Source organism: Thermomonospora umbrina, assembly GCF_003386555.1.
In the GTDB taxonomy this organism is placed as follows: domain Bacteria; phylum Actinomycetota; class Actinomycetes; order Streptosporangiales; family Streptosporangiaceae; genus Thermomonospora; species Thermomonospora umbrina.
The window spans coordinates 2,907,482-2,927,984 of record NZ_QTTT01000001.1 but is presented as its reverse complement, the minus strand read 5'-3'; the positions used below and the strand labels follow the sequence as shown (position 1 = coordinate 2,927,984).

At 70.9% G+C, this 20,503-nt stretch carries 12 protein-coding genes, 2 tRNA genes, 1 other RNA gene and 2 pseudogenes; 10 read left to right on the top strand and 7 right to left on the bottom strand.

Annotation, left to right across the window (positions count from 1 at the left end):
- Positions 1 to 61 precede the first annotated feature (61 nt).
- Both DFJ69_RS12965 and DFJ69_RS12960 read left to right on the top strand, forming a co-directional pair.
- Positions 62 to 988, top strand: a complete 927-nt coding sequence (locus DFJ69_RS12965) for an NmrA family NAD(P)-binding protein (RefSeq protein ID WP_116022714.1) — start codon at positions 62 to 64, stop codon at positions 986 to 988.
- A gap of 277 nt (positions 989 to 1,265) precedes the next feature.
- Positions 1,266 to 1,525 (top strand): annotated as a pseudogene (locus tag DFJ69_RS12960) (DUF1062 domain-containing protein); the annotation flags it as partial.
- 567 nt (positions 1,526 to 2,092) lie between these two features.
- On the opposite strand, the gene DFJ69_RS12955 reads toward DFJ69_RS12960, so the two are convergent.
- A tRNA-Ser gene (locus DFJ69_RS12955) sits at positions 2,093 to 2,177 on the bottom strand.
- A gap of 237 nt (positions 2,178 to 2,414) precedes the next feature.
- Here DFJ69_RS12955 and DFJ69_RS33755 point away from each other — a divergent pair.
- The gene (locus DFJ69_RS33755) at positions 2,415 to 2,684 is read left to right on the top strand and encodes a hypothetical protein (protein ID WP_170177637.1); all 270 of its coding nucleotides are present in this window, start codon (positions 2,415 to 2,417) and stop codon (positions 2,682 to 2,684) included.
- A 64-nt stretch (positions 2,685 to 2,748) separates the two neighbouring features.
- Here the strand turns inward: DFJ69_RS33755 and DFJ69_RS12945 are convergent, their stop codons facing one another.
- A complete protein-coding gene (locus tag DFJ69_RS12945; RefSeq protein WP_116022712.1) occupies positions 2,749 to 3,102 on the bottom strand; it encodes a DUF952 domain-containing protein in 354 nt (117 codons plus the stop codon).
- Between the two features lie 68 nt (positions 3,103 to 3,170).
- Here DFJ69_RS12945 and ffs point away from each other — a divergent pair.
- From ffs to bagB, 4 genes and pseudogenes are all read left to right on the top strand, one after another.
- An RNA gene (gene ffs / locus DFJ69_RS12940) (signal recognition particle sRNA small type) lies at positions 3,171 to 3,266 on the top strand.
- Between the two features lie 21 nt (positions 3,267 to 3,287).
- Positions 3,288 to 4,811, top strand: a pseudogene (locus DFJ69_RS36465) (DNA polymerase III subunit gamma and tau); the annotation flags it as partial.
- A 2,107-nt stretch (positions 4,812 to 6,918) separates the two neighbouring features.
- On the top strand, positions 6,919 to 7,914 hold the full coding sequence (gene bagA / locus DFJ69_RS12930) for an ATPase BagA (protein WP_116022711.1): 996 nt from the start codon (positions 6,919 to 6,921) through the stop codon (positions 7,912 to 7,914).
- Between the two features lie 2 nt (positions 7,915 to 7,916).
- Entirely contained in the window at positions 7,917 to 9,080 is a 1,164-nt protein-coding gene (gene bagB, locus DFJ69_RS12925; protein ID WP_116022710.1) for an ATPase BagB, read from the top strand.
- A gap of 1,631 nt (positions 9,081 to 10,711) precedes the next feature.
- On the opposite strand, the gene DFJ69_RS12920 is transcribed toward bagB, so the two are convergent.
- Entirely contained in the window at positions 10,712 to 11,020 is a 309-nt protein-coding gene (locus tag DFJ69_RS12920) for a WhiB family transcriptional regulator (RefSeq protein ID WP_116022709.1), read from the bottom strand.
- Between the two features lie 449 nt (positions 11,021 to 11,469).
- On the opposite strand from DFJ69_RS12920, the gene DFJ69_RS12915 reads away from it, so the two are divergent.
- A complete protein-coding gene (locus DFJ69_RS12915) occupies positions 11,470 to 13,764 on the top strand; it encodes a penicillin-binding protein (RefSeq protein WP_170177636.1) in 2,295 nt (764 codons plus the stop codon).
- Between the two features lie 105 nt (positions 13,765 to 13,869).
- Here the strand turns inward: DFJ69_RS12915 and DFJ69_RS12910 are convergent, their stop codons facing one another.
- On the bottom strand, positions 13,870 to 14,325 hold the full coding sequence (locus DFJ69_RS12910) for a GatB/YqeY domain-containing protein (RefSeq protein WP_116026597.1): 456 nt from the start codon (positions 14,323 to 14,325) through the stop codon (positions 13,870 to 13,872).
- Positions 14,326 to 14,457: 132 nt separating this feature from the next.
- On the opposite strand from DFJ69_RS12910, the gene DFJ69_RS12905 reads away from it, so the two are divergent.
- Together DFJ69_RS12905 and DFJ69_RS12900 are read left to right on the top strand one after the other, a co-directional pair.
- A complete protein-coding gene (locus DFJ69_RS12905) occupies positions 14,458 to 15,360 on the top strand; it encodes a metallophosphoesterase (protein ID WP_116022707.1) in 903 nt (300 codons plus the stop codon).
- Between the two features lie 102 nt (positions 15,361 to 15,462).
- Positions 15,463 to 15,536, top strand: a tRNA-Pro gene (locus DFJ69_RS12900).
- A 182-nt stretch (positions 15,537 to 15,718) separates the two neighbouring features.
- Here the strand turns inward: DFJ69_RS12900 and DFJ69_RS12895 are convergent.
- The 3 genes from DFJ69_RS12895 to DFJ69_RS12885 are packed head-to-tail and all read right to left on the bottom strand — an operon-like array spanning position 15,719 to position 20,498.
- Positions 15,719 to 17,560, bottom strand: coding sequence for a S9 family peptidase (locus tag DFJ69_RS12895; protein WP_211328607.1), 1,842 nt, complete (start codon positions 17,558 to 17,560; stop codon positions 15,719 to 15,721).
- Positions 17,557 to 18,456, bottom strand: coding sequence for a TlpA family protein disulfide reductase (locus tag DFJ69_RS12890; protein ID WP_116022706.1), 900 nt, complete (start codon positions 18,454 to 18,456; stop codon positions 17,557 to 17,559). Before DFJ69_RS12890 ends, DFJ69_RS12895 begins: the two co-directional genes overlap by 4 nt.
- Positions 18,453 to 20,498, bottom strand: a complete 2,046-nt coding sequence (locus DFJ69_RS12885; RefSeq protein ID WP_116022705.1) for an ABC transporter ATP-binding protein — start codon at positions 20,496 to 20,498, stop codon at positions 18,453 to 18,455. The genes DFJ69_RS12890 and DFJ69_RS12885 overlap by 4 nt, the downstream gene beginning before the upstream one ends.
- Positions 20,499 to 20,503: the final 5 nt, after the last annotated feature.

Here is a 20,503-nt window from a genome sequence, read left to right as displayed (position 1 = left end):
TCCGGCCCTTGACGCGTTCGGCCCTCCTGCAGGCGGGTCCGCTCTTTCTAGGGTCCCTGCCATGGACGTTCGAACCGAGAACCACGAAGGCATCGCCGTCACTACTCCGACCGGGCATGTGGGGTCGCGGGTGGTTCGGTTGTTGCTGCAGGCGGGGGTGCGGCCGCGGGTGCTGGTGCGGGATCCGGCGCGGCTGGATGCGGCGACGCGTGAACGGGTGCAGGTGTGGCAGGGTGATCTGACCGATGCCACGTTCGTGCGGGAAGCGGTCGCGGGGATGCGGTCGGTGTTGTGGGTGGACCCGACATCGCACCTGGCGCCGGACCCGATCGCCGCCTCCGAGCGCACCGCCGCGGGCCTGGTGGCGGCCGCCCAGGCCGGTGAGGTGGCGCGGGTGGTGTTGTTGAGCAGTATCGGTGCTGAACGGCGGCACGGGGTGGGGCATATCGATGGGCTGGCCTGGATCGAGGAGCGGCTGGATGGCACCGGCGCCGATGTGCTGCATCTGCGGGCGGCGTACTTCTTCACCAATCTGCTGTTGGACGCCGAGGGCCTGCGACAGGGGATGCTGACCACGGCGGTGCCGCCGGACAAGCCGATGCCATGGGTCGACCCCCGCGACATCGGTGAGGTGATCGCCGCACGGCTGCTCAACGAGGGCTGGCACGGCCGGGTAGTGCAGGCCGTACACGGCCCCGAAGACCTCACCTTCACCCAGGTCGCCGACATCCTCACCCGGGCACTGGACCGTCCGATCCGCCTCCAGGTCGTCACCGACGACCAGGTCCGCGACGGGCTGCGTTCGGCCGGCCTGGACCCGACCGCGATCGAGGGCATCGTCGGCATGACCGCCGGATCACGCGACCTGCTCCCTGAACAGCCACGCGACCTGCTCACCACCACACCCACCACCCTGGCCGGCTGGGCCTACACCCACCTACGCCCAGCCCTCGACGACAGGACGTCCCAAGCCTCACCCCTCCTATGAGGTGAGGTCAGGAAGTGGCCAGTCAGTCGGCGAAGAAGAGTTGTTCGGTGAGCGGGCGTCGTACCTGGGCGGCGCGAGCGGGGCGGCGAGCCAGGAGTTCAGGAGACGCCGGCCGTGGGACAAGAACCGCGTGACCCCGCCGGCTCTTTGACCTGGCACCTTCCACTCACCTTCAAGCCAACCCTCCCGTCGGCTCTGCCGGGCCGCCCATGTGCGCCCGGTCCATACAGCGTCTGAGGCCGCGCGCAATCGGCCTCGTGTCAGGTCTAGAGAGATCATGTCTTCACCACCTCGTACCGTGCTGCCCTGGGTCGTTCGCGGGACCAGACTGCCCCTGCTGTTGCTGCGGTGCGTGGACTGTCGGTCGGAGTCGGCCACGACCGGCGAGGGCAGGTTCCGCGTCAACGCCAACGGCAAACTCCTGGACGTGTGGCTGCTGGTCCGCGCGTAGCCTGCGATCGCACCTGCAAGCTCACCGTGCACGACCGGGCACCGGTCAGATCCTTCGATCCAGCCGAGCTCGACGGCTACCACGCCGGCATGGCAAGGCCGCTCAGCGCGCCATCAACTTCCCGCTCCGTCACCTGCATGACCTGCAAGCTCGGCACAGTGCCGCCCAGGACACCAGAGAGTGGAAACGCCGGCATGGGTCCGCTCGGGCATCGAGGGCACGATCAGCGAGGGCGTCAACTGCCACCGGATGCGCCGCTGCCGTTCACCACGGCCTGGGGACAAGTCCCACGTTCAATATGTGCTGACCGCGATCGCGATCAACATCCAACACCTCAGCGAGCAAGAACCGGAAGACTCGACTCACCGGCCGTGCCCACCGACCGTATTCCAGCAGTACCTCGACGCCCACGGGCCACCCCGGCTCCTGTGGTGGCGACAAGGCAAGTGATCTTGTTCAGATTCCCGACAGGGTCGCTCATGGAACCGGGGGCGACGTCGTCGTTCGTGAGTGATGCCGAACTTCCGCGAACGTTGGTGAACAGCGCATGATCCCAAGCGTGCGTGGCGAACTGAGACGGGAAATGAGACGGAGTACGACAACAGGCCGGTACCCGAGTGGATACCGGCTGTCATCTTGCCTGGTCAGGCGAGCGGAGGATAGGAGATTCGAACTCCTGAGGCGTTGCCACCAACACGCTTTCCAAGCGTGCGCCCTAGGCCACTAGGCGAATCCTCCGCAGAGAAGCCTACCGGGTTCCGGACGGTGACCTGACATCAATTGCCGGGCGGGCGCACCGTCCGCCGGTTGTGGCGGTCAGGCGGCCTGGGGCTTGTCTGGTCCTGGAGATCCTTGGAGTCATGGTGTCCGGGTGTCGTGGCTTGCTGTGGGCTGGTTTTCGCGCCTTGGCCGAGGTTCGTTGATCTGGTGTTCGGAGGGGGCGGTGTCCTCGACGTGTGGGTCGTGGACGGGGTTGTGGCCGTCTCGTCACACGGCGTGGGGGTGATGTTCGCCGGGCGGTCGACCGGTACGTTCATCGCCCAGCGCGCCGCCTTCGCGCCCGCCCTCGTCCTCGCGCCCGCCCTCGTCCCCGACGCCTGGGCCGCGCTGGGCGAGCGGCTCACCGACCCCCAACTCGTCGGCGGCGCCATCGTCCTGACGGCGATGCGGTGCGTGGGGTGCGAAAGTGCCGACCGACGTCCTCACCCGGTCAAGGGGGCGTTCGCCTTCCTGACCAGAGGCTGAGTGTTGGCGACTACGGGGCCTGGGGCTGCTACGGGGTCTGGGGCGTCTATGGGGTCTGGGGCGTCTATGGGGTCTGGGGATGGTGGGTGGTGTGTGCGGAGACGGTGGGTATGGGTCTGACCTCGGTCACGGCGGTGAGGGGGAGGGGGTCGTAGATGTGGGGGAAGGTGTCGCCGTCGGCCTCTTCATCTCGGACGTCCAGGTGGTCGGGGGCGATCACCAAGAGGACGAGGGAGTCGGGCGGTACGTCGTTGTAGAACCGGTGCAGGACGCCGGTGGTCTGGGATTCGGTGGCGGTGCAGTGGATGAAGCCCTCGTCGGCGAGGGTGCGGTCTCGGGTCGACATCGTGTACGGGCCGCCCTGGGCTTGGACGGAGTCCCAGGTGGCGCGGTCGGCGATGTGGAAGATCTCGCGCATGGAGGGGGATCGTAGCCGGGGTGTGCGGGAGTCGTGCTCGAGCGGGTTCGGGATGTCATAGACTCGGAGGCGACCCCTCGCATGGCGTCATCCTGTGAACCTCCCCAGGGCCGGAAGGCAGCAAGGATAAGCGGGCTCTGGCGGGTGTGCGGGGGGTCCTTTCGCTTCCACTGGACGGACCCCCAATGAGTCTGGCTCTGTACCGAAAGTACCGGCCAGCGACGTTCGCCGAGCTCAAGGGGCAGGAGCACGTCGCCGAGCCCCTCCAGCAGGCACTGCGCAACGGCCGCATCAATCACGCGTACCTGTTCAGCGGGCCGCGAGGCTGCGGCAAGACCTCCAGCGCCCGGATTCTGGCCAGATCGCTGAATTGCGAGCTGGGTCCCACGCCGGAGCCCTGCGGCAAGTGCGACTCGTGCACGGCCCTGGGACCCGGCGGCAACGGCCACATCGACGTGATCGAGATCGACGCGGCCTCGCACGGTGGCGTCGATGACGCGCGGGACCTGCGGGAGCGGGCCTTCTTCGCCCCGGTGTCCGCCCGCTTCAAGGTGTACATCATCGACGAGGCGCACATGGTCAGCCGCGAGGGCTTCAACGCGCTGCTGAAGCTCGTCGAGGAACCGCCTCCGCACCTGAAGTTCGTCTTCGCGACGACGGAGCCCGAGAAGGTCATCGGCACGATCCGGTCGAGGACCCACCACTACCCGTTCCGCCTGGTGCCGCCGGGCACGCTGAGGGAACTGGTGGAGGAGATCCTCCGGTCCGAGAACGTTACCTACGAGCCCGCCGCGCTGCCCTTGGTGGTCCGGGCCGGAGCCGGATCGGCACGGGATACGCTGTCGATCCTGGACCAGTTGCTGGCGGGCGCCGACGACGCCGGGATCACCCACGCGCGGGCCGTGTCACTGCTGGGCTACACCGATGCCTCCCTGCTCGACGAGGTGGTGGACGCGTTCGCGGCTCGGGACGGGGCCGCGGTCTTCGCCGCGGTCGACCGGGTGGTCGAGAGCGGCCAGGACCCCCGCCGGTTCGCCGCCGACCTGCTGGAGCGGGTCCGTGACCTGCTGATCCTTTCGAACGTCCCGGACGCCGGCTCCTCCGGGCTGTTGGACGTACCGGCGGACGAGCTTGAGCGCATGCGGCGACAGGTGACCGGGCTGGGCTCGGCGGAGCTGGCCCGGGCGGCGGATCTGCTGCACACGGGGTTGACGGAGATGCGCGGGGCGACCTCGCCGAGGCTGCTGCTAGAGCTGGTGTGCGCCCGGATCCTGCTGCCGGCGGCGTACCAGGACGAGGTGTCGATGATGGCGCGCCTGGAACGCCTTGAACGCCGCGCCGCCATGGGCGGCGGCGCGGACGCCTTCGCAGGCGGTGCCCCGTCGGCCGGTGCCGTGCCGGGGAGCCTGCCGCCCGGTGTGTCGCAGGGCGCGAGCCACGGGTCGCCTCAGCGGATGAGTCATGGGGCCGGCCCAAGTGTGTCTCAGGGAATGGACCTTGGGGCGGGCCGAGGTGGGTCCCAGGCGAGGAACCCTGGGGCGGGCCCAGGTGCGTCTCAGGGGAGGGACCCTGGGGCGGGCTCAGGCGGGCCCCAGGGGATGGACTTTCGGGCGGGCCAAAGTGCGCCTCAGCGGATGAGTCATGGGGCGGGGCAGGGGGCGCCTCAGCCGGTGGATCAGGGGATGCCCCAGCAGGGGTATCAGGGGGCCGGGCGGCCTGATGCCTCGTCCACAGGTGCCTCAGGAGACTCCGCACGTTCTGCTCCTTCCGGGGCGACCGGCCAAGGTGGCGGATCGCAGGGTCGGGTTGCGGGTGGCGCTCAGACCCCGTCCGGTGCTGTGTCGGGGCCTGGGAGCGACACCGGTTCCAGTGTGCGAAGCGATGGTGCGGGGCCGGAAGCGGAACGTCGTTCTGTGGATAACCGGCAGGGTGCGAACGTGACGTCCTCACCGGCATCCTCCGACTCGTCGTCCATGGCCTCTGGACAGGGCACCGGCGGCGTATGGCCGTCAACGAGCGTGCCGGGAGCGCCGCGGATCGGGGCTTCGGGAGACGCGAGCACCGGCGCCGGCGGGCCCGACGTGCAGGGCGCCGGACCAGGCACGCTGAGCGCGGCTTCCGGCGGGCCTGACATGCAGGGGCCCGGGACGGCCGCGCGGAACGCCGGCCCCGGCGGGCCGGGTGCCGTTTCCCAGGGCTCGGTCGGGCAGGGCGCCGTCCTCGAGGGATCAGCCGGGCAGGACACCGGTTCAGGGGCCTCGGTCGGGCACGGCGCCGTCCCCGGCGGGTCAGATGGGCAGGGCGCCGTCCCGGGCGGGTCAGCCGGGCAGAATGCCGTTCCCGGGGGCTCGGGCGGGCAGCATGCCGCTCCTGAGTCGGCCGCGCGGGGTGCCGTTCCCGGGAGGTCAGCCGGGCAGGGTGCCGTTCCCGGGGGCTCGGGCGGGCAGGGTGGCGGCCCCGGAGGGTCGGGCGCGCAGAATGCCGGCTCCGCTGGGGCGGCTCCGCAGGCCGGTGGAGGCGGTGGTCCGGATGTGCAGGCCCTACGGAGGTCCTGGCCGGACATCGTCGAGGCCGTGAAGCACAGGAGCCGGGTCGCGTGGATGGCCATCATGTCCGGTGTCCAGCCGGTCACCCTCGACGGCAACCTCCTGACGCTCTCGTTCGAGGCCGAAGGAGCGCGCACCAACTTCACCAACGGGGGCCGCGACGCGGTGCTGCGCGAGGTCTTCAAGGAGTACCTCGGCGTGGACTGGCGGATCGACACCGTCCTGGCCAGTGCCATGCCCTCGGCCAGACCCGTGGTGCCCGCGCCGTCGCCCAGCCCGGCCCCGGCTCCGGCTCCGGCTCCGACCGCGCCGCCGCAGTACTCCAACGCGCCGGCGGCTCCGAGTGCCCAGACCGCGCCCGTGGCTCCTCGACCCGCGCCGTCCCAGCCTTCCGCCCGACCGCTGCAGGACCCTCCGCCCCCACCTCCGGAGGACGTTCCTCTCCCACCCGAACCGAGCGGTCCCATCGATGAGAGCGACGAGGTCGACCCGGAGGGCGACGCCGACGCCGACGGTACCGAGGCCGAGATCAGCGGCATGGCGCTCATCCAGCGTGAGCTGGGCGGACAGATCATCCGCGAGATCGACAACTCCTGATCCGAGCCTGATCGGGCCCGGGCGGTCGTCTGTGGTCGGCGCCGTTCAGATCGCGCCCGCGAACGGCAGGCGCTCTGGGAGACACGGCGATCAGGAGAACGCGCCGAGCGGCTACGCGGATCTGCGCGCGATCGACCCAGATCCTTCCCGTTCCGGACGCCGCAGCCGTGGGCGCGGGGTAGATGCACCGCGCCACCCGCCAGACCGAACGCCGTTCCGCACGCCGCACCCCTGGGCGCGCCGGCCCACCTGCGCGAACCGATCGGGATCACCGCCGGCAGCTCCACGGGAACCTGCCCCCGGACGACCTGGCGTCTGGTCGCACGCATGTGCGGGAAACGGGACGTCGTCGTGATCATGCGGACCCCGTTCCCACCTTGACGACCCCCGCCGTAGACACCCGACCATCCGCCCTAGGCGAAGGACGCCATCGAACGATGCCTCGCCACCGGCGCCTCCCGGACGTCCCCACGCGGAACGGTCGGTAGAGACGGTGGCGGTGAGCGGCCGCCGGAGGTAGGCAGGGAGGTACGGGAGTCGGCGTGGCTCCGGCAGGCACGGGCACGGGTGGAAGGAGGCGACGGGGCCGAGGCGAAGCCCATGTCAGGGAGCGCTTGCAAGGGGGCGGGGTGCGAAAGGAAGTCCTTGCCGTGCGAACGATATTGTGAGTCGAGTGAGCGCGAGAGACACCGATTGGGACGGCGTGCGGCTGCACGTGGTCACGGGGAAGGGTGGCGCCGGCAAGACCACCGTGGCGGCCGCGCTCGCGTTGGCGCTGGCCACGGGCGGGCGCAGGGTGCTTCTGGTGGAGGTGGAGGGACGCCAGGGGATCGCCCAACTGTTCGACCGTCCGCCGTTGCCGTACGAGGAACGGAAGGTGGCCATCGCGCCGGACGGCGGGGAGGTCTGCGCGCTCGCGGTGGACACCGAAGAAGCGCTCATCGAGTACCTGGAGATGTTCTACAGCCTCAAGCGCGCCGGTAAGGCGATGACCCGGCTGGGTGTCGTCGACTTCGTGACCACCATCGCGCCCGGGCTCCGCGACGTGATCCTCACCGGCAAGACCAGCGAGGCCGTGCGCCGCAGGAACAAGGACGGCTCGTTCGTCTACGACGCCGTCGTGATGGACGCCCCGCCGACCGGGCGCATCACCAAGTTCCTGAACGTCAACGAGGAGATCTCCGGCCTGGCGAAGATGGGGCCCATCCGCAACCACGCCGACACGGTGATGCGGGTCGTGCGCAGCCCCGAGACGGCCGTCCATTTCGTCACCCTGCTGGAGGAGATGCCGGTCCAGGAGACGCTGGACGGCATCCGCGATCTCACCGAGGTCGGGCTCCCCATCGGCGGCGTCGTGGTCAACATGGAGCATCCGCCCATGCTGGCCGCCGACGACCTCGCCGCCGCGACCGCCGGGACACTGGACGTCGAGGGTGTCGTGCGCGGGCTCAAGGCGTCCGGGCTGGAGCACGACGCGGAGGAGACCGCCGCGGTGCTGGCCGCCGAAGCCGTCGCGCACGCCCGCCGCACCGCGTTGCAGGGCCGCGAGACCGAACGCCTGTCGACCCTGTCCCAGCCGCGCTACGTGCTGCCGCTGCTGCCGGACGGGATGGACCTGGGCGGGTTGTACGAGTTGGCCGCGGCACTTCGCGAGCAGGGAGCGGCCTGACCATGAGCGCCCACAGGGTCCCGCCGGTGCTGGACGTCGACGCGCTGATCGACGACCCCCGTACGAAGATCATCGTCTGCTGTGGCTCCGGCGGCGTCGGCAAGACCACCACCGCCGCCGCGCTGGGCGTACGGGCCGCCGAACGGGGCCGGGACGTGGTCGTGCTGACGGTCGACCCGGCCCGGCGGCTGGCGCAGTCGATGGGCCTCAGCGAGCTCGACAACAGCCCCCGCCGGATCGACGGCGTCGGCGGCGACGGCGAGCTGCACGCCATGATGCTCGACATGAAGCGCACCTTCGACGAGATCGTGGAGGCGCACTCCGACCCGGACCGGGCCCGCCAGATCCTGGCCAACCCGTTCTACCAGTCGCTGTCGTCCAGCCTGTCGGGGACGCAGGAGTACATGGCGATGGAGAAGCTGGGCCAGCTCCACCGCTCCGGCGCCTGGGACCTGATCATCGTCGACACCCCGCCCTCCCGGAACGCCCTGGACTTCCTGGACGCCCCGGAACGGATGGGCCGCTTCCTGGACGGCCGCTTCATGAAGCTCCTGGCGACTCCGGCCAAGACGGGGGGCCGACTGGGGGTGAAGGTCCTGACCGCCGGGTTCGGGGTGTTCACCGGTGTCCTCAACAAGGTCATCGGCGTTCAGCTCCTCCGGGACGTACAGACCTTCGTGGCGGCCTTCGAGACCATGTTCGGCGGCTTCCGCGAACGGGCGGAAAAGACGTTCCGCCTGCTCCAGACCCCCGGCACCGCGTTCCTGGTGGTGGCCGCCCCCGAGGCGGACGCCCTGCGCGAGGCCTCCTACTTCGTCGAACGTCTCGCCCAGGAGCGCATGCCCCTGGCCGGCCTCGTCGTCAACCGCGTCCACACCGTCGCCCCCGGCACACCGACCGCCGCCCGCAGCCAGGCCGCCGCCGAAACCCTGGACGAACGAGGCGAGCACCCCCTGACGGCCGCCCTCCTCCGCCTCCACGCCGACCGCCGCCAATTGGCCGCCCGCGAGGACCGCCTCCGCGAACACTTCACCTCCGCCCACCCGAACGTCCCGGTCGCCACCGTCCCCGCCCAGGCGGAGGACGTCCACGACCTCGACGGCCTCCGCCAGGTCGGCGCCGACCTGGCCGAGAACAAGCCCCACCCGACCACCAAACCCGCCTGACCGAACCCCGCCGAAGCAGCCCTACCGGCGCGCCACCTGGGCAACCGAGCACCGGCGCGGCCGACGTCCCCCACCTACCGCACACACCGGGCCACCGATTCGGCTCCCCGATGGGGAGACGTGAGGTTGCGGCCCGACTCACCAACGGGCGGTGTGGCATGTCGGGGTGTGGTGCCGGCCTATATGAGGTGCGAGGCCGCTCGACGGGCGAAGTGGCGCATCGCGGCGTGGAACTGGGGAGATGAGAGGCGCGGTCCGACTCCTCGACAGCGGAGTGGCGCATCGCGACTCGGCAGCCAGCGACGCGAGGTGCGGGTGGCGTGGCGGGTCTTCGCGTGGCGTTGGGCGTGGGGCGCGGTGGGGGCTGGGCGGCGCGTCACGTGGGGTGCCAGGGTGACGAAAAGGAGTGGCCCGGCTCGTCGACGGTGGCGTGGCGGGTCGCCGCGTGGCTGGGCGCGAGGTGCGTGGCTGGGCGTGGGGCGCGGGATTCGCTTCGTGAGCGGCTGGGTGGCGTGTTGCGGCTCGCTGGGGCGGATGTGAGGTGCGGGCCGGCTCGACACCGGGTGGCGTGACGTGTCGCCGTGGTGCTGGGCGTGAGGTGCGGTGACGGGTTGGGTGGCGCGTCGCGGGTCGGCGCCGGGGTGATTTGAGGTGCGGCTCGTCGCCGGGTGGCAGTGGTGGTCGACGGGTGGTGATGCGGGGCGGCGGGTGCGAGGTGGCGCGGGGATGTGGTCGGGGGGCCGGTGTGTCCGGGGCGAGGATGTCGGGTGATGATCGGTGGGTTTTGGCGGCAAACCTCGTGGGGCGGTCGGAATTGACCGGTCCGGCTGCCTCTGTGGTGAAGGGCGTGTTGAGCGGGGGTTAAACGGTGCGAGATGGCGTGGCCACATTCGGCCACGCCTGGCCCGTTCCCAAAGTCGTTCGGCGCAACGGGAAGCGGGCGTAGCGGTGTCGACACGGGGTGCGACAGCCGGAACGGCGCCATGGCGGGCCGGTGCGGGGAGAGCGGGATGCCGTGGCAGGGGCCGGCGGGAGGGCCGTCCGGTGGGGGATGGCGGGGGCGTGTGAGCGTTGCATCGTCGGCGGCCGGAGACCCTCGAAGCGGGGTGGCGCGCGGGGATGCGTCGTGACGCCTTGCGTCGTCGTCGGTTGAGGCCCTCGATGTGGGGTGGCGGCGCGGGGGTTCGTCGTGGCGCGTTGCGTCGTCGTCGGCGGAGATCCCCGAAGCGAGGTGGAGGCGGGGTGTGTCGTGACGCGGTTGCGGCGTCGGCGGCGGGGCCCTCGAAGTGGGTGTCGGCGCGAACCGCGTTGCGATGAGTGCCGAGTGGGGCGTCCGGAGGGGCCGCGCTGCCAGTGCCGAGTGGGCCGGAAAAGGCGAGTTCGGCGTCAGGGGGCCCGTGATGGTGGAGAAGGGCGATGGGGGCGCGGTGTGTCAGGGCCCCGAAAGGAAGGTTGACGACATGGGACGGCCGCCGGGTGGTGGGTGCGGGCGTCCCATGCCGTCAGTGCCATGTCGCCTCGCGGTGGCCGGCACGGGCTGAGGGTGGGCTCGTGCGTGGCCGGGGCGAGGTCGTCCGTGCCGCCTGACCGGTTCGGGCGTACCGGCCGCGGTGCGGCCGGTGGACGGGTCGCTAGCTGGCGACCAGTTCGCCCTGGTCGTCGGTGGAACGCTCGTACTCCTCCTTGGCCGTCTCCAGCAGGTCGCGCCACGAGGACACGTCCGGCCGGCGACGAAGCAGGGCACGGCGCTCGCGTTCGGTCATGCCGCCCCAGACGCCGAATTCGATCTTGTTGTCCAGCGCGTCCGCCAGGCACTCGGTTCGCACCGGGCATCCTCGGCAGATGAGCTTTGCCCGGTTCTGGGCCGCGCCCTGCACGAACAAGGCGTCCGGATCCGCGTTACGGCAGGCGGCGCGGGCGGTCCAATCCGTGATCCACATCTTGGCCCCACTCCCCTAGGGTCTGTGTCGAATGCGCTCCATGGCCGGACGGGCGCGGACGTCAGGCCGCCAAACGAAAGCCGTGGGGAAGAACTTACGGAAGTAGGCAAGGTTTCAACAGTCCCCGGAGGGCCCATTCTCGATATAGCCCGCCCGGGCCATTCCGCCGGATCGGACTAGTCACCGCCCTGTGGTAGAGGGCCCGAGGCCGCCGGAGGCCCTGTGGGAAGCGGCCAGAGGGCCTGTCCGGTAAGGGCCGGCGTGCACGGCATGCGACGGGGCGAGCGGGATGATTTGCGAGGTTTGGGAGCCTTGCGAACCTAGGCCCGTTACGCCCGGTAGGGGTGCGCTTGAGGGGTTCGTGAGGCACCAGGGCCGACATGGTGCCGACATGGCCCGTGCATGACCTGCCCCGAGGGCACCTCCCGCACGCAGGTACCGTAGGTCTCGTGCTTGTGCAAAAAGAGGGTCGGAGCATCCCGCTCGTCCAGCTCCTGCGCCTGATCGGCGCGGGTGTCGTGGCGGGCGTCCTCGTCGCGTTCATCGCGCTGCCCGGGATCGGCAGCGCGGGGCTGACCGCACGGGACGCCGCCAACGACTTCCAGAACATGGACGACGACCTCAACACCTCGCCGCCGCCGGAGAAGACGGTGGTGTACGACGCGCAGGGCGACCAGATCGCCCTGTTCTTCGACAAGTACCGCGAGTCGGTCCCGCTCGCCAAGGTCACGCCGATCATGCAGAAGGCCGTCATCGGCATCGAGGACTCGCGCTTCTACGAGCACGGCGCGCTGGACCTCAAGGGCACCCTGCGCGCGCTGGCCTCCAACGCGCAGAGCGACGGCGGACGGCAGGGCGGGTCGACCCTCACCCAGCAGTACGTGAAGAACCTGCTGGTCGAGAACGCCAAGACCGACGAGGAGTACGACGAGGTCACCGCGCCGACCATCGGGCGGAAGATCCGCGAGCTGCGATACGCCCTGCGTCTCGAAGAGACGATGTCCAAGAACCAGATCTTGGAGGGCTACCTCAACATCGCCTACTTCGGCGGCGGGGCGTACGGCGTCCAGGCCGCGGCCAAGCGCTGGTTCAGCAGGCCGGCGGCCAAGCTCTCGCTGCCGCAGGCCGCGCTGCTGGCCGGCATCACGCAGAACCCCACCGCGTACGACCCGGTGCTGCACCCGAAGGCGGCGCGGCAGCGGCGCGACGTCGTGCTCTACCGGATGGCCGAGCTGGGGACGATCACCAAGGCGCAGGCCGACGCGGCCGCCGCCCAGCCGATCGAGCTGAACGAGGACAAGCCCATCGGCGGCTGTGAGACCAGCAAGGCGCCGTTCTTCTGCGAGTACGTCCGGTACGAGATGTACCAGGTCCTCTCGAACGGCAAGTACTGGAGCCTGTCCAAGGAGCGCCAGGAGGAGATCGCCAACCGCCTCAAGCGCGGCGGCTACGTCATCCGCACCACGCTCAGCATGAAGGCCCAGAACGCGCTCGACAAGGCGCTGCGCTCGTACGTCTCGCCGCTCAGCAACCGGGTCGCCGCGGAGGCCATGGTCGAGCCCGGCACGGGCCACATCAGGGCCATGGGGAGCAGCAAGCGGTTCGGCGTCGGCAAGGGCAGGATCAACCTGAACCTGGCCGCCAACGCCCAGCACGGCGGCGGCGTCGGGGTCTCGGCGGGCTCGACGTTCAAGACGTTCACGCTGGCCGCGGCGCTCGAGGAGGGCATCCCGATCCGGACGAGCATCCACTCGCCGAGCCGCACGATCGTGAGCCCGTTCACCGACTGCAAGGGCGCGACGTACACCGGCTGGAACGTGGGCAACGCCGACCCCGCCGAGAACGGCCCGTACAACCTCAAGAACGGCACCTGGCTGTCGGTCAACACCTTCTACGCGTACCTGCAGCAGCGCGTGGGTCTGTGCGACTCGGTCAAGATGGCCGAGAAGTTCGGGATGAGGCGCGGCGACGGCAAGCCCCTCCAGCAGGTCCCCTCCCAGGTGCTCGGCGCGAACGAGATCGACATGGTGAGCCTGGCGGCGGCGTACGCGGGCTTCGGGGCGCGCGGCAGGTACTGCGACCCGGTGGCCGTCACCGAGGTCGTGGCCCCGGACGGCAAGAAGCTCAAGCTCCCCAAGAAGGCGTGCAAGCAGGTCCTCGATCAGAACATCGCCGACCAGGTCAACGAGATCCTCAAGGGTGTGCTGACCCGGGGCACCGCCAAGAACATCGGCGGCATCGGCCGTCCGTCGGCGGGCAAGACCGGCACGTGTGAGAACTTCAGTTGCGCCGTCTTCGCCGGGCACACCCCCAACCTGGCCTCCGCCGTGGCCTATTGGGACTTCCGGGGCCCCACCAGGTACCCGGTGTACGGCGTCTACGGAGCCACGATCCCCGCGCCGATCTGGGCCAACAGCATGCGCAACGCGCTGCTGGGCGAGCCCGCCCCGTCGTTCACCGCCCCGGTCGGCGACTTCGGCGACTTCAGCACCGTGCCGGACGTCAGGGGACGCCCGGTGCCCCAGGCCATGGCGGCCCTGCGCCGGGCCGGCCTCACGGCCGAGCTGGCGCCGCGTCCGGTCCCGTCCGACCAAGCCCGGGGGATGGTGGCGGGCACCTCGCCGGGTCCGGGCTCGGAGGTCGACCCGGGCAGTAAGGTCATCGTCTACGTGAGCCGCGGCAAGGGCCGCGACCCCGGTGGCGAGGAGCCCCCCGGCGACGGCTGGGACTGGCCCTTCGACTGACGTGCGACGGCCCCCGTCAGGAAGCCTGCGGCTTCCGGGCGGGGGCCGGTGCGTGAGTGAACGTCGGCGAGGCGAGGTTTCCCGTGGAACCTCGCGTCGGGCCGGTCAGCCGGTCAGCCGGCGCTTGACCTCCGCCGCGACCCGTGAGCCTTCGGCGCGACCGGCGACCTTGGGGTTGACGATCTTCATGACCTGGCCGATGGCGCGGGGGCCCGAGGCGCCCGACTCGGCGATGGCCTCGGCGACCAGGGCGGCCAGCTCCTCGTCGGTGAGCTGGGCCGGCAGGTAGTCGGCCAGCACGGCGCTCTCGTCGCGCTCGGCCTCGGCCTGGGTGTCGCGACCCGCGCCGGCGAACGCCTCGGCGGCCTCGCGGCGCTTCTTGGCCTCCCGGGTGAGCACCGTCACGACCTCGGCGTCGGTGAGCTCCCGGGCCTTCTTGCCGGACACCTCTTCGGTGCGGACCGCGGTCAGGACCATGCGCAGCGTGCGCGTCCGCACCTCGTCCCGACCCTTCATCGCGGCCGAGAGGTCGGCTTCCAGCTTCTCCTTGAGAGCACTCATGGTCACCATCATGCCCGTAGGGGTGCCGCGGGCTCATCCCCATTACCCGGGTTGAGGGAGAGCGTTCGGCAGAACATCACATCTCTGACAGCATGGGATGGTCGGGAAGGGCCCGGTCCGTAGGAGAAAACCGTGCGCAAGCTCCACGCTGTACCGCTGGGTCTGCTGACCGCCGGTGCCACCACGTTCGGCTATGCGTCGGTGATCGAGCGGAACTGGTTCAGGCTGCGCAGGTTCGACGTTCCCGTGCTCGCCCCCGGCCGTCCCCCGGTCAAGGTCCTGCACCTGTCCGACGCGCACCTCACCCCCGGCCGCAAGCGGCTGATCCGCTGGGTGCGCGCCCTCGACGCGCTGCAGCCCGACCTGGTGGTCAACACCGGCGACACGATCTCGCACCCCGACGCCATCGGCTCGTTCCTGGACGCCCTCGGCCCGCTGCTCGACCGCCCCGGCGTCTTCGTGTACGGGTCGAACGACCTGTACTCCCCGGTCTTCAAGAACCCGCTGCGCTACATCTGGCGCACCAGCCAGGCCGACTACAAGCGCCGCCGCCGCATCCCCGACCTGCCGTACCGGGAGCTCGGCGCGGCCCTGTCGGCGGCCGGCTGGCTCGACCTGAACAACCGGATCGGGCGGCTCAAGGTCGGCGGCCTGGACGTCGAGTTCGGCGGCATCGACGACTCCCACATCAACCGCGACCGCTACGACCAGATCGCCGGCCCGGTCGATCCCCGCGCGGACGTCCACGTGGGTGTCATGCACTCCCCGGAGCCGCGCAACATGGACCGTTTCGCCGCCGACGGGTACGACCTGCTCCTCGCGGGTCACACCCACGGCGGCCAGGTCTGCGTGCCCTTCTTCGGCGCCCTCGCCACCAACTGCGGCATCGACCGCCCCCGCGTCAAGGGCCTGCACCGCCACAACGGCTCCTGGCTCCACGTGTCCGCCGGCCTCGGCACCTCTCCCGCGGCCCCGTTCCGCTTCTGCTGCCCGCCGGAGGCCAGCCTCCTCACCCTGGTGCCCCGATCCTCCTGAACGCAGGGGTCCGGTCGAATATTGGGAACGCATCACCCCCAACCATCCGCTAGACTCAACGAGGCGCCGGGAGCATGCGCAATCTCCCGGGCAGCCACCAATCGGGGTGTAGCGCAGCTTGGCAGCGCGCTTCGTTCGGGACGAAGAGGTCGTGGGTTCAAATCCCGCCACCCCGACGCTGGTCAGAGCCCCCTTCCGGTCACGGAAGGGGGCTCTTGCATTTGTTTCGTCGTGTCAGTCCGTGCTTGGGCCCGGGGTTCGGGGGGTCGGGTGGGGGCGGGGGTGGGTGCGGGCCCACAGGGGGTCGGGGGTTTCCCAGGGGCGGGTGTCGAGTCGGTGGAAGGGCATGGGGGCCGTCCTAGGCAGAGGTGGGTTCGGGTTCGTGGCGGCCGCCCAGATGGGTGGCGAGAAAGCGTTCGGCGGCGGCGTAGAAGGCCAGTCGGTTGTGCGGTTTGCCGAATTGGTGTCCCTCGTCGTCGAACAGCAGGAACTCGTGGTCGACGCCGTTCTTGCGGAGCGCCTCGACGATCTGTTCGGCCTCTCGGCGGGGCACGCGGGGGTCGTTGGCCCCGTGGGCGATGAGGATGGGGACGCGGATGTCGTGCGCGCGGGAGAGCGGGGAGCGTTCCCACAGGAGGTCGGCGTCGACGTTCGGGTCGCCGATGCTGCGGTGCAGGCGGGCCACCATGGGGGCCCATGAGGGCGGGATGCTCTCGACGAACGTGCGGAGGTTGGCCGGGCCGGCCATCGAGATGGCGCAGCGGAACAGGTCCGGGGTGAACGCCGCGCCGGCCAGGGCGGCGTAGCCGCCGTAGGAGGAGCCGTAGATGCCGACCCGGTCGGGGTCGGCGTGTCCACGGTCGATCACCCAGCGCAGTGCGTCGACGAGGTCGTCCTGCATGCGACCGCCCCACTCGCGGTTCCCGGCCTCCAGGAAGCGCTTGCCGTAGCCGGTGGAGCCGCGGAAGTTGACCTGCACGCTGAGGTAGCCGCGGTTGGCCAGCCACTGCTGCTCGCCCCGGAATCCCCAGACGTCGCGCGCGTAGGGGCCGCCGTGCACGGCCAGCACGGTGGGCAGCCGTTCCCTCCCCGCGCCCGGCGGGAAGGTCAGGTAGCCGTGCACGGTCAGCCCGTCGCGGGAGGTGAACGTGAACGGCTCCATCCGGGCCAGTTCGTGGTCGGCCAACTCGGGTTGGTGGGAGAACAGCGGCAGGGCGGTGCCGGTGCGGCGGTCGAACGTGAGGAACTCGCAGGGCCCGTCGTCCACGTTGGCCTGCACGAGCCAGGTCAGGTCGGCCTCGTCGTGGCCGATGAGGGTGACGTCGCCGTCGCTGAGCCGTCGTATCCGCTCCAGGTCGGCCGCCGCCTCGGGGTCGAGGGCCTCGGTCCTGAGCCGTTCCCGTTGTACGGTCACCAGCCGGGGCCGTCCCGTGCGGGGATGCAGACCGACGCCGGTGACGTCGTACGTCGGGTCGGCGTAGACGATCTGCGAGGCTCCCTTCTCGTCGAGGCGTCGCAGGCAGATCGTCTCGGTCCCCGCGGAGCCGAGCACGTACAGGTCCGCGCCGTCGGCGGAGAACCCCACCAGCCGTACCGTGAGCGCGTCCTCGCCGTCGCCTGCCGTCGTCAGTCTCCGCCACGGCTCGTTCGGTCCATCGCGCACCACGATGGCGCAGCCTTCGTCAGTGGCGAAGGTGACGGCGGCCCTCGGTGTCAGCCGGCGGTCGGCGGCCCACTGGCTGAAGCCCTCGTTCCGGGCCGCCAGGGTGAGCGTGCCCGTTCGAAGCTCGAGGTGGTAGGCGTCGTGCAGCCCCGGGTGGTCGCGGTTGAGGCCGACGAGAACGGTGTCGGGCAGCTCGGGGGAGACGCCCAGCAGCCGGGCCTGCACCCGTCCGAAGGGGGTCAGGTCGCGACTCTCCCCGGTGACCACATCGAGCGCGTGGAGATGGAAGTTCTCGTCGCCGTCCTGGTCGCGTACGTAGAGGAGATGGCGGTGGTCGTACGCCCAGGCGAAGTCGAGCACTCCGCCGGAGGTGACCGGTCGGGCGTTCCCCCCGTCCCCGTCGGAGACCCACATCGTCTGCGCGCCGTCGTGCGCGGCGAGGAACGCCAGCATCGAGCCGTCGCGGGACGGCGCGGGGCGCAGCCGGGAGGGCGGGCCGAACAGCAACCGCCGGGGGATCAAGGGCGGGAGGGTCATCGTCGCTCCTCAAGGATGGGCGGGGTAAAGGCGATGTGCCGGGCGACGGTGCCGTTCTCCGCGACCAGCACCGCGCTGGGGATCCGGTTGATGCGAAAGCTCGCCAATACCGCGCCCTTGGGGTCGTGGACCACGGTGACGTCCTCGCGGCCCATGGTGCGGGCCAGGTCGGCGCACGCGTTCGGGGGACCGACGCAGACCACGACGATCGCCGCGCGTTCCCTGGTCGCCTCCTCGAACAGGTCCGGCAGCGCGGTCGCGCAGACCTTGCAGCCGATCGCGGTGAAGACCACCAGCAGCGGACCCCGTACCGTCGCGCTGTCGAACGGCTCCGCGGAACCGACGAGGGGCGCGGTGACGCGCGGGGCGACGTCGCCCGGGGGTGCCGCGGGCGCGGGTTCCGGCGACGGTGGGCGGAAGGCCAGCAGTCGGCCGGTGACCAGCATCGCCACCAGTCCGGCGACCGCCGACACCGCCGTCTCCGCCGACCACGGCGGGTCGGCGGGCGGCCACGGCAACAGCACCGCCGCCGACGCCACCGCCAAGAGCAGCGCCCGCGTCAGCGAACGGGACGTCAACGGCTCGGACGCGCCGAAGCAGTGACAGCGCATCCGTCGGCGGCGGCGGAGGTTGACGCCGATCGCCGCGGCGAACGCGGCCCCCAGGACCGTCCCCGCCACCGCGCCCGCCGGCCGGCCGAGGCCGGACAGCAACGCCGCCGCGGCCAGCGCCTCGGCGATGACCACACCCCACGCCACCACCGGTACGAGCGACCCGGGCAGCACCCGGTACTCGCCGACGCCCCGGACGAACGCTCCGGGCTCGCGGACTTTGGTGACGGCGGCCAGGGCCAGCGTGAGCCCCACCGCGAACGCCAGGATCGTGCCCATGTTCATGCCCGTGCCTCCGCCTCGTCGTCGGATCGGCTCGTGCCGTTCAGCGGTGTCGCGTCGTCGTCGTCCAGATACGCCGACGCCTGCAGGGTGAACAGGGACGCGTACGTGCCGCCCAGGCCCATCAGCTCCTGATGGGTGCCCTGCTCGATCAGTCGGCCGGAGTCGATCACCATGATCTGGTCGGCCTGCCGCACGGTGGAGAACCGGTGCGAGACGTAGAGGGCCGTCCGTCCCTCCGACAACCGCGCCAGCCGCGCGAACAGATCGTGCTCGGCACGCGCGTCCAGCGCCGCCGTCGGCTCGTCCAGCACCAGCACCGGCGCGTCCCGCATGAAGGCGCGGGCCAGCGCCACCTTCTGCCACTCCCCGCCGGACAGCTCCTGGCCGCCGAACCATTTGCCCAGCACCGTGTCGTAGCCCTGCGGCAGCGCCTCGACCAGCGTGGTCGCGCCCGCCCGGTGCGCGCTGCGCTCGATCCGGTCGCGGTCCTCGATGCGCTCGATGTCGCCCAGCCCGATGTTCTCGGCGACGCTGGCCTGGAACGCCGCCAGATCCTGGAACGCGGCCGTCATGACCCGGCGGAGCTCCACCGGATCGAACTCGCGGATGTCCACGCCGTCCAGCAGGATCCGGCCCGAGTCCGGGTCGTACAGGCGGCACAGCAGCTTGATGACCGTGGACTTGCCCGCCCCGTTCGGCCCCACCAGCGCCACCGTCCGGCCGGCCCGCACCTCCAGGCTGACCTCGCGCAGCGCCGGCTCCTCGGCGCCCGGATAGGTGAAGGTGACCCGGTCGAACACGATGTGCCCGCGCACCGGATCGGGCAGTGGCCGGGGCTCGGCGGGAGCGGCGATCGTCGGGCGCACCGCCAGCAGCTCGTCCAGCTTGTCCAGGTACAGGTTGTTCTCGTAGGCGCTGGACAGGCTCTGGAAGAGCGTCTGGATCGCCGTCTGCAGCGACGCCGACGCCGAGGTGAACATCATCAGGTCGCCGAGGGTGACCCGCCCGGTGACCGCCCCGGCCGCCACGTACAGGAAGGTGAGCGCGGCGGCCACCGTGGTGATCAGGCTCCACGCCGTCCCGGCCGCGTACCGCCGGGTCACCACCTGCCGCTGCCGCCGGTAGAACACCCGGCTGAACAGGTCGAACCTGCCCACCAGGTACGGCGTCAGCCGGAACAGCGTCACCTCCTTGGCGTAGGTGTCGGTGGTGGTGGTCCGCACCAGGTACTCCATCCGCCGCCGCAGCGGCGACGCCCACATGGCGACCAGGAACACCTGCTGCCCGTACCGGGAGTCGGAGATGAACGCCGGGATCGGCGCCAGCAGCGTCACCACCGCCACCCAGGGGCTCAACCCGAAGAGCAGCAGCCCCACACTGGCGAACGTGACCAGCGACTGCGCCAGCCCGAAGACGCTGCCGATCACCGTGAGCGCACGGGCCGGGGTCTCCTGCTGCGCCTCCCGGAGCAGGTCGTACGAGCGGGAGTCCTCGAAGAACGCCAGGTCCAGCTCCCCGGCGTGCGTCATCACCCGACGCTGGACGATGATCGTCACACGGTCCTGGAGGAGCTGCTGGGAGATGTTGCGCACGGCCGACGCGGCCGAGTTCAACGTGAACACGCAGAACTGCAGGGCGGACAGCACCACGATCGCCTGGAGCGGCGTCATCGTCGGGCTCCAGGCGAGGAGCTGGAGGTCGAGCTGCTCGGGCTGCCCGCCGTCGCGCAGCCGCAGGGCCTCCACCACGGTGTTGACCAGGAGCCGCACCAGATACGCGGTGGCGGCCGGCACCAGCCCGGTGACCACGGTGGCCACGCCGAGCCCGAGGGTCAGCCACGGCCCGGCCGCCCACACCAGGCGCAGCGTCCGGGGCAGGCTCCGCACGCTGCTGCGCACCGTCCGCAGCGCCCGCCGGGTCCGGTCGCGCAGTGTCCCCCGGGGCGGCGCGGGCGGGTCGGGGAAGTCGGGGGAGCCGGTCAGCCCGCTCCTGGCCGCCCCGTTCTCCTGCGGGCCGCGCGAAAGGAAGTGAATCGGCTGCATGGGTT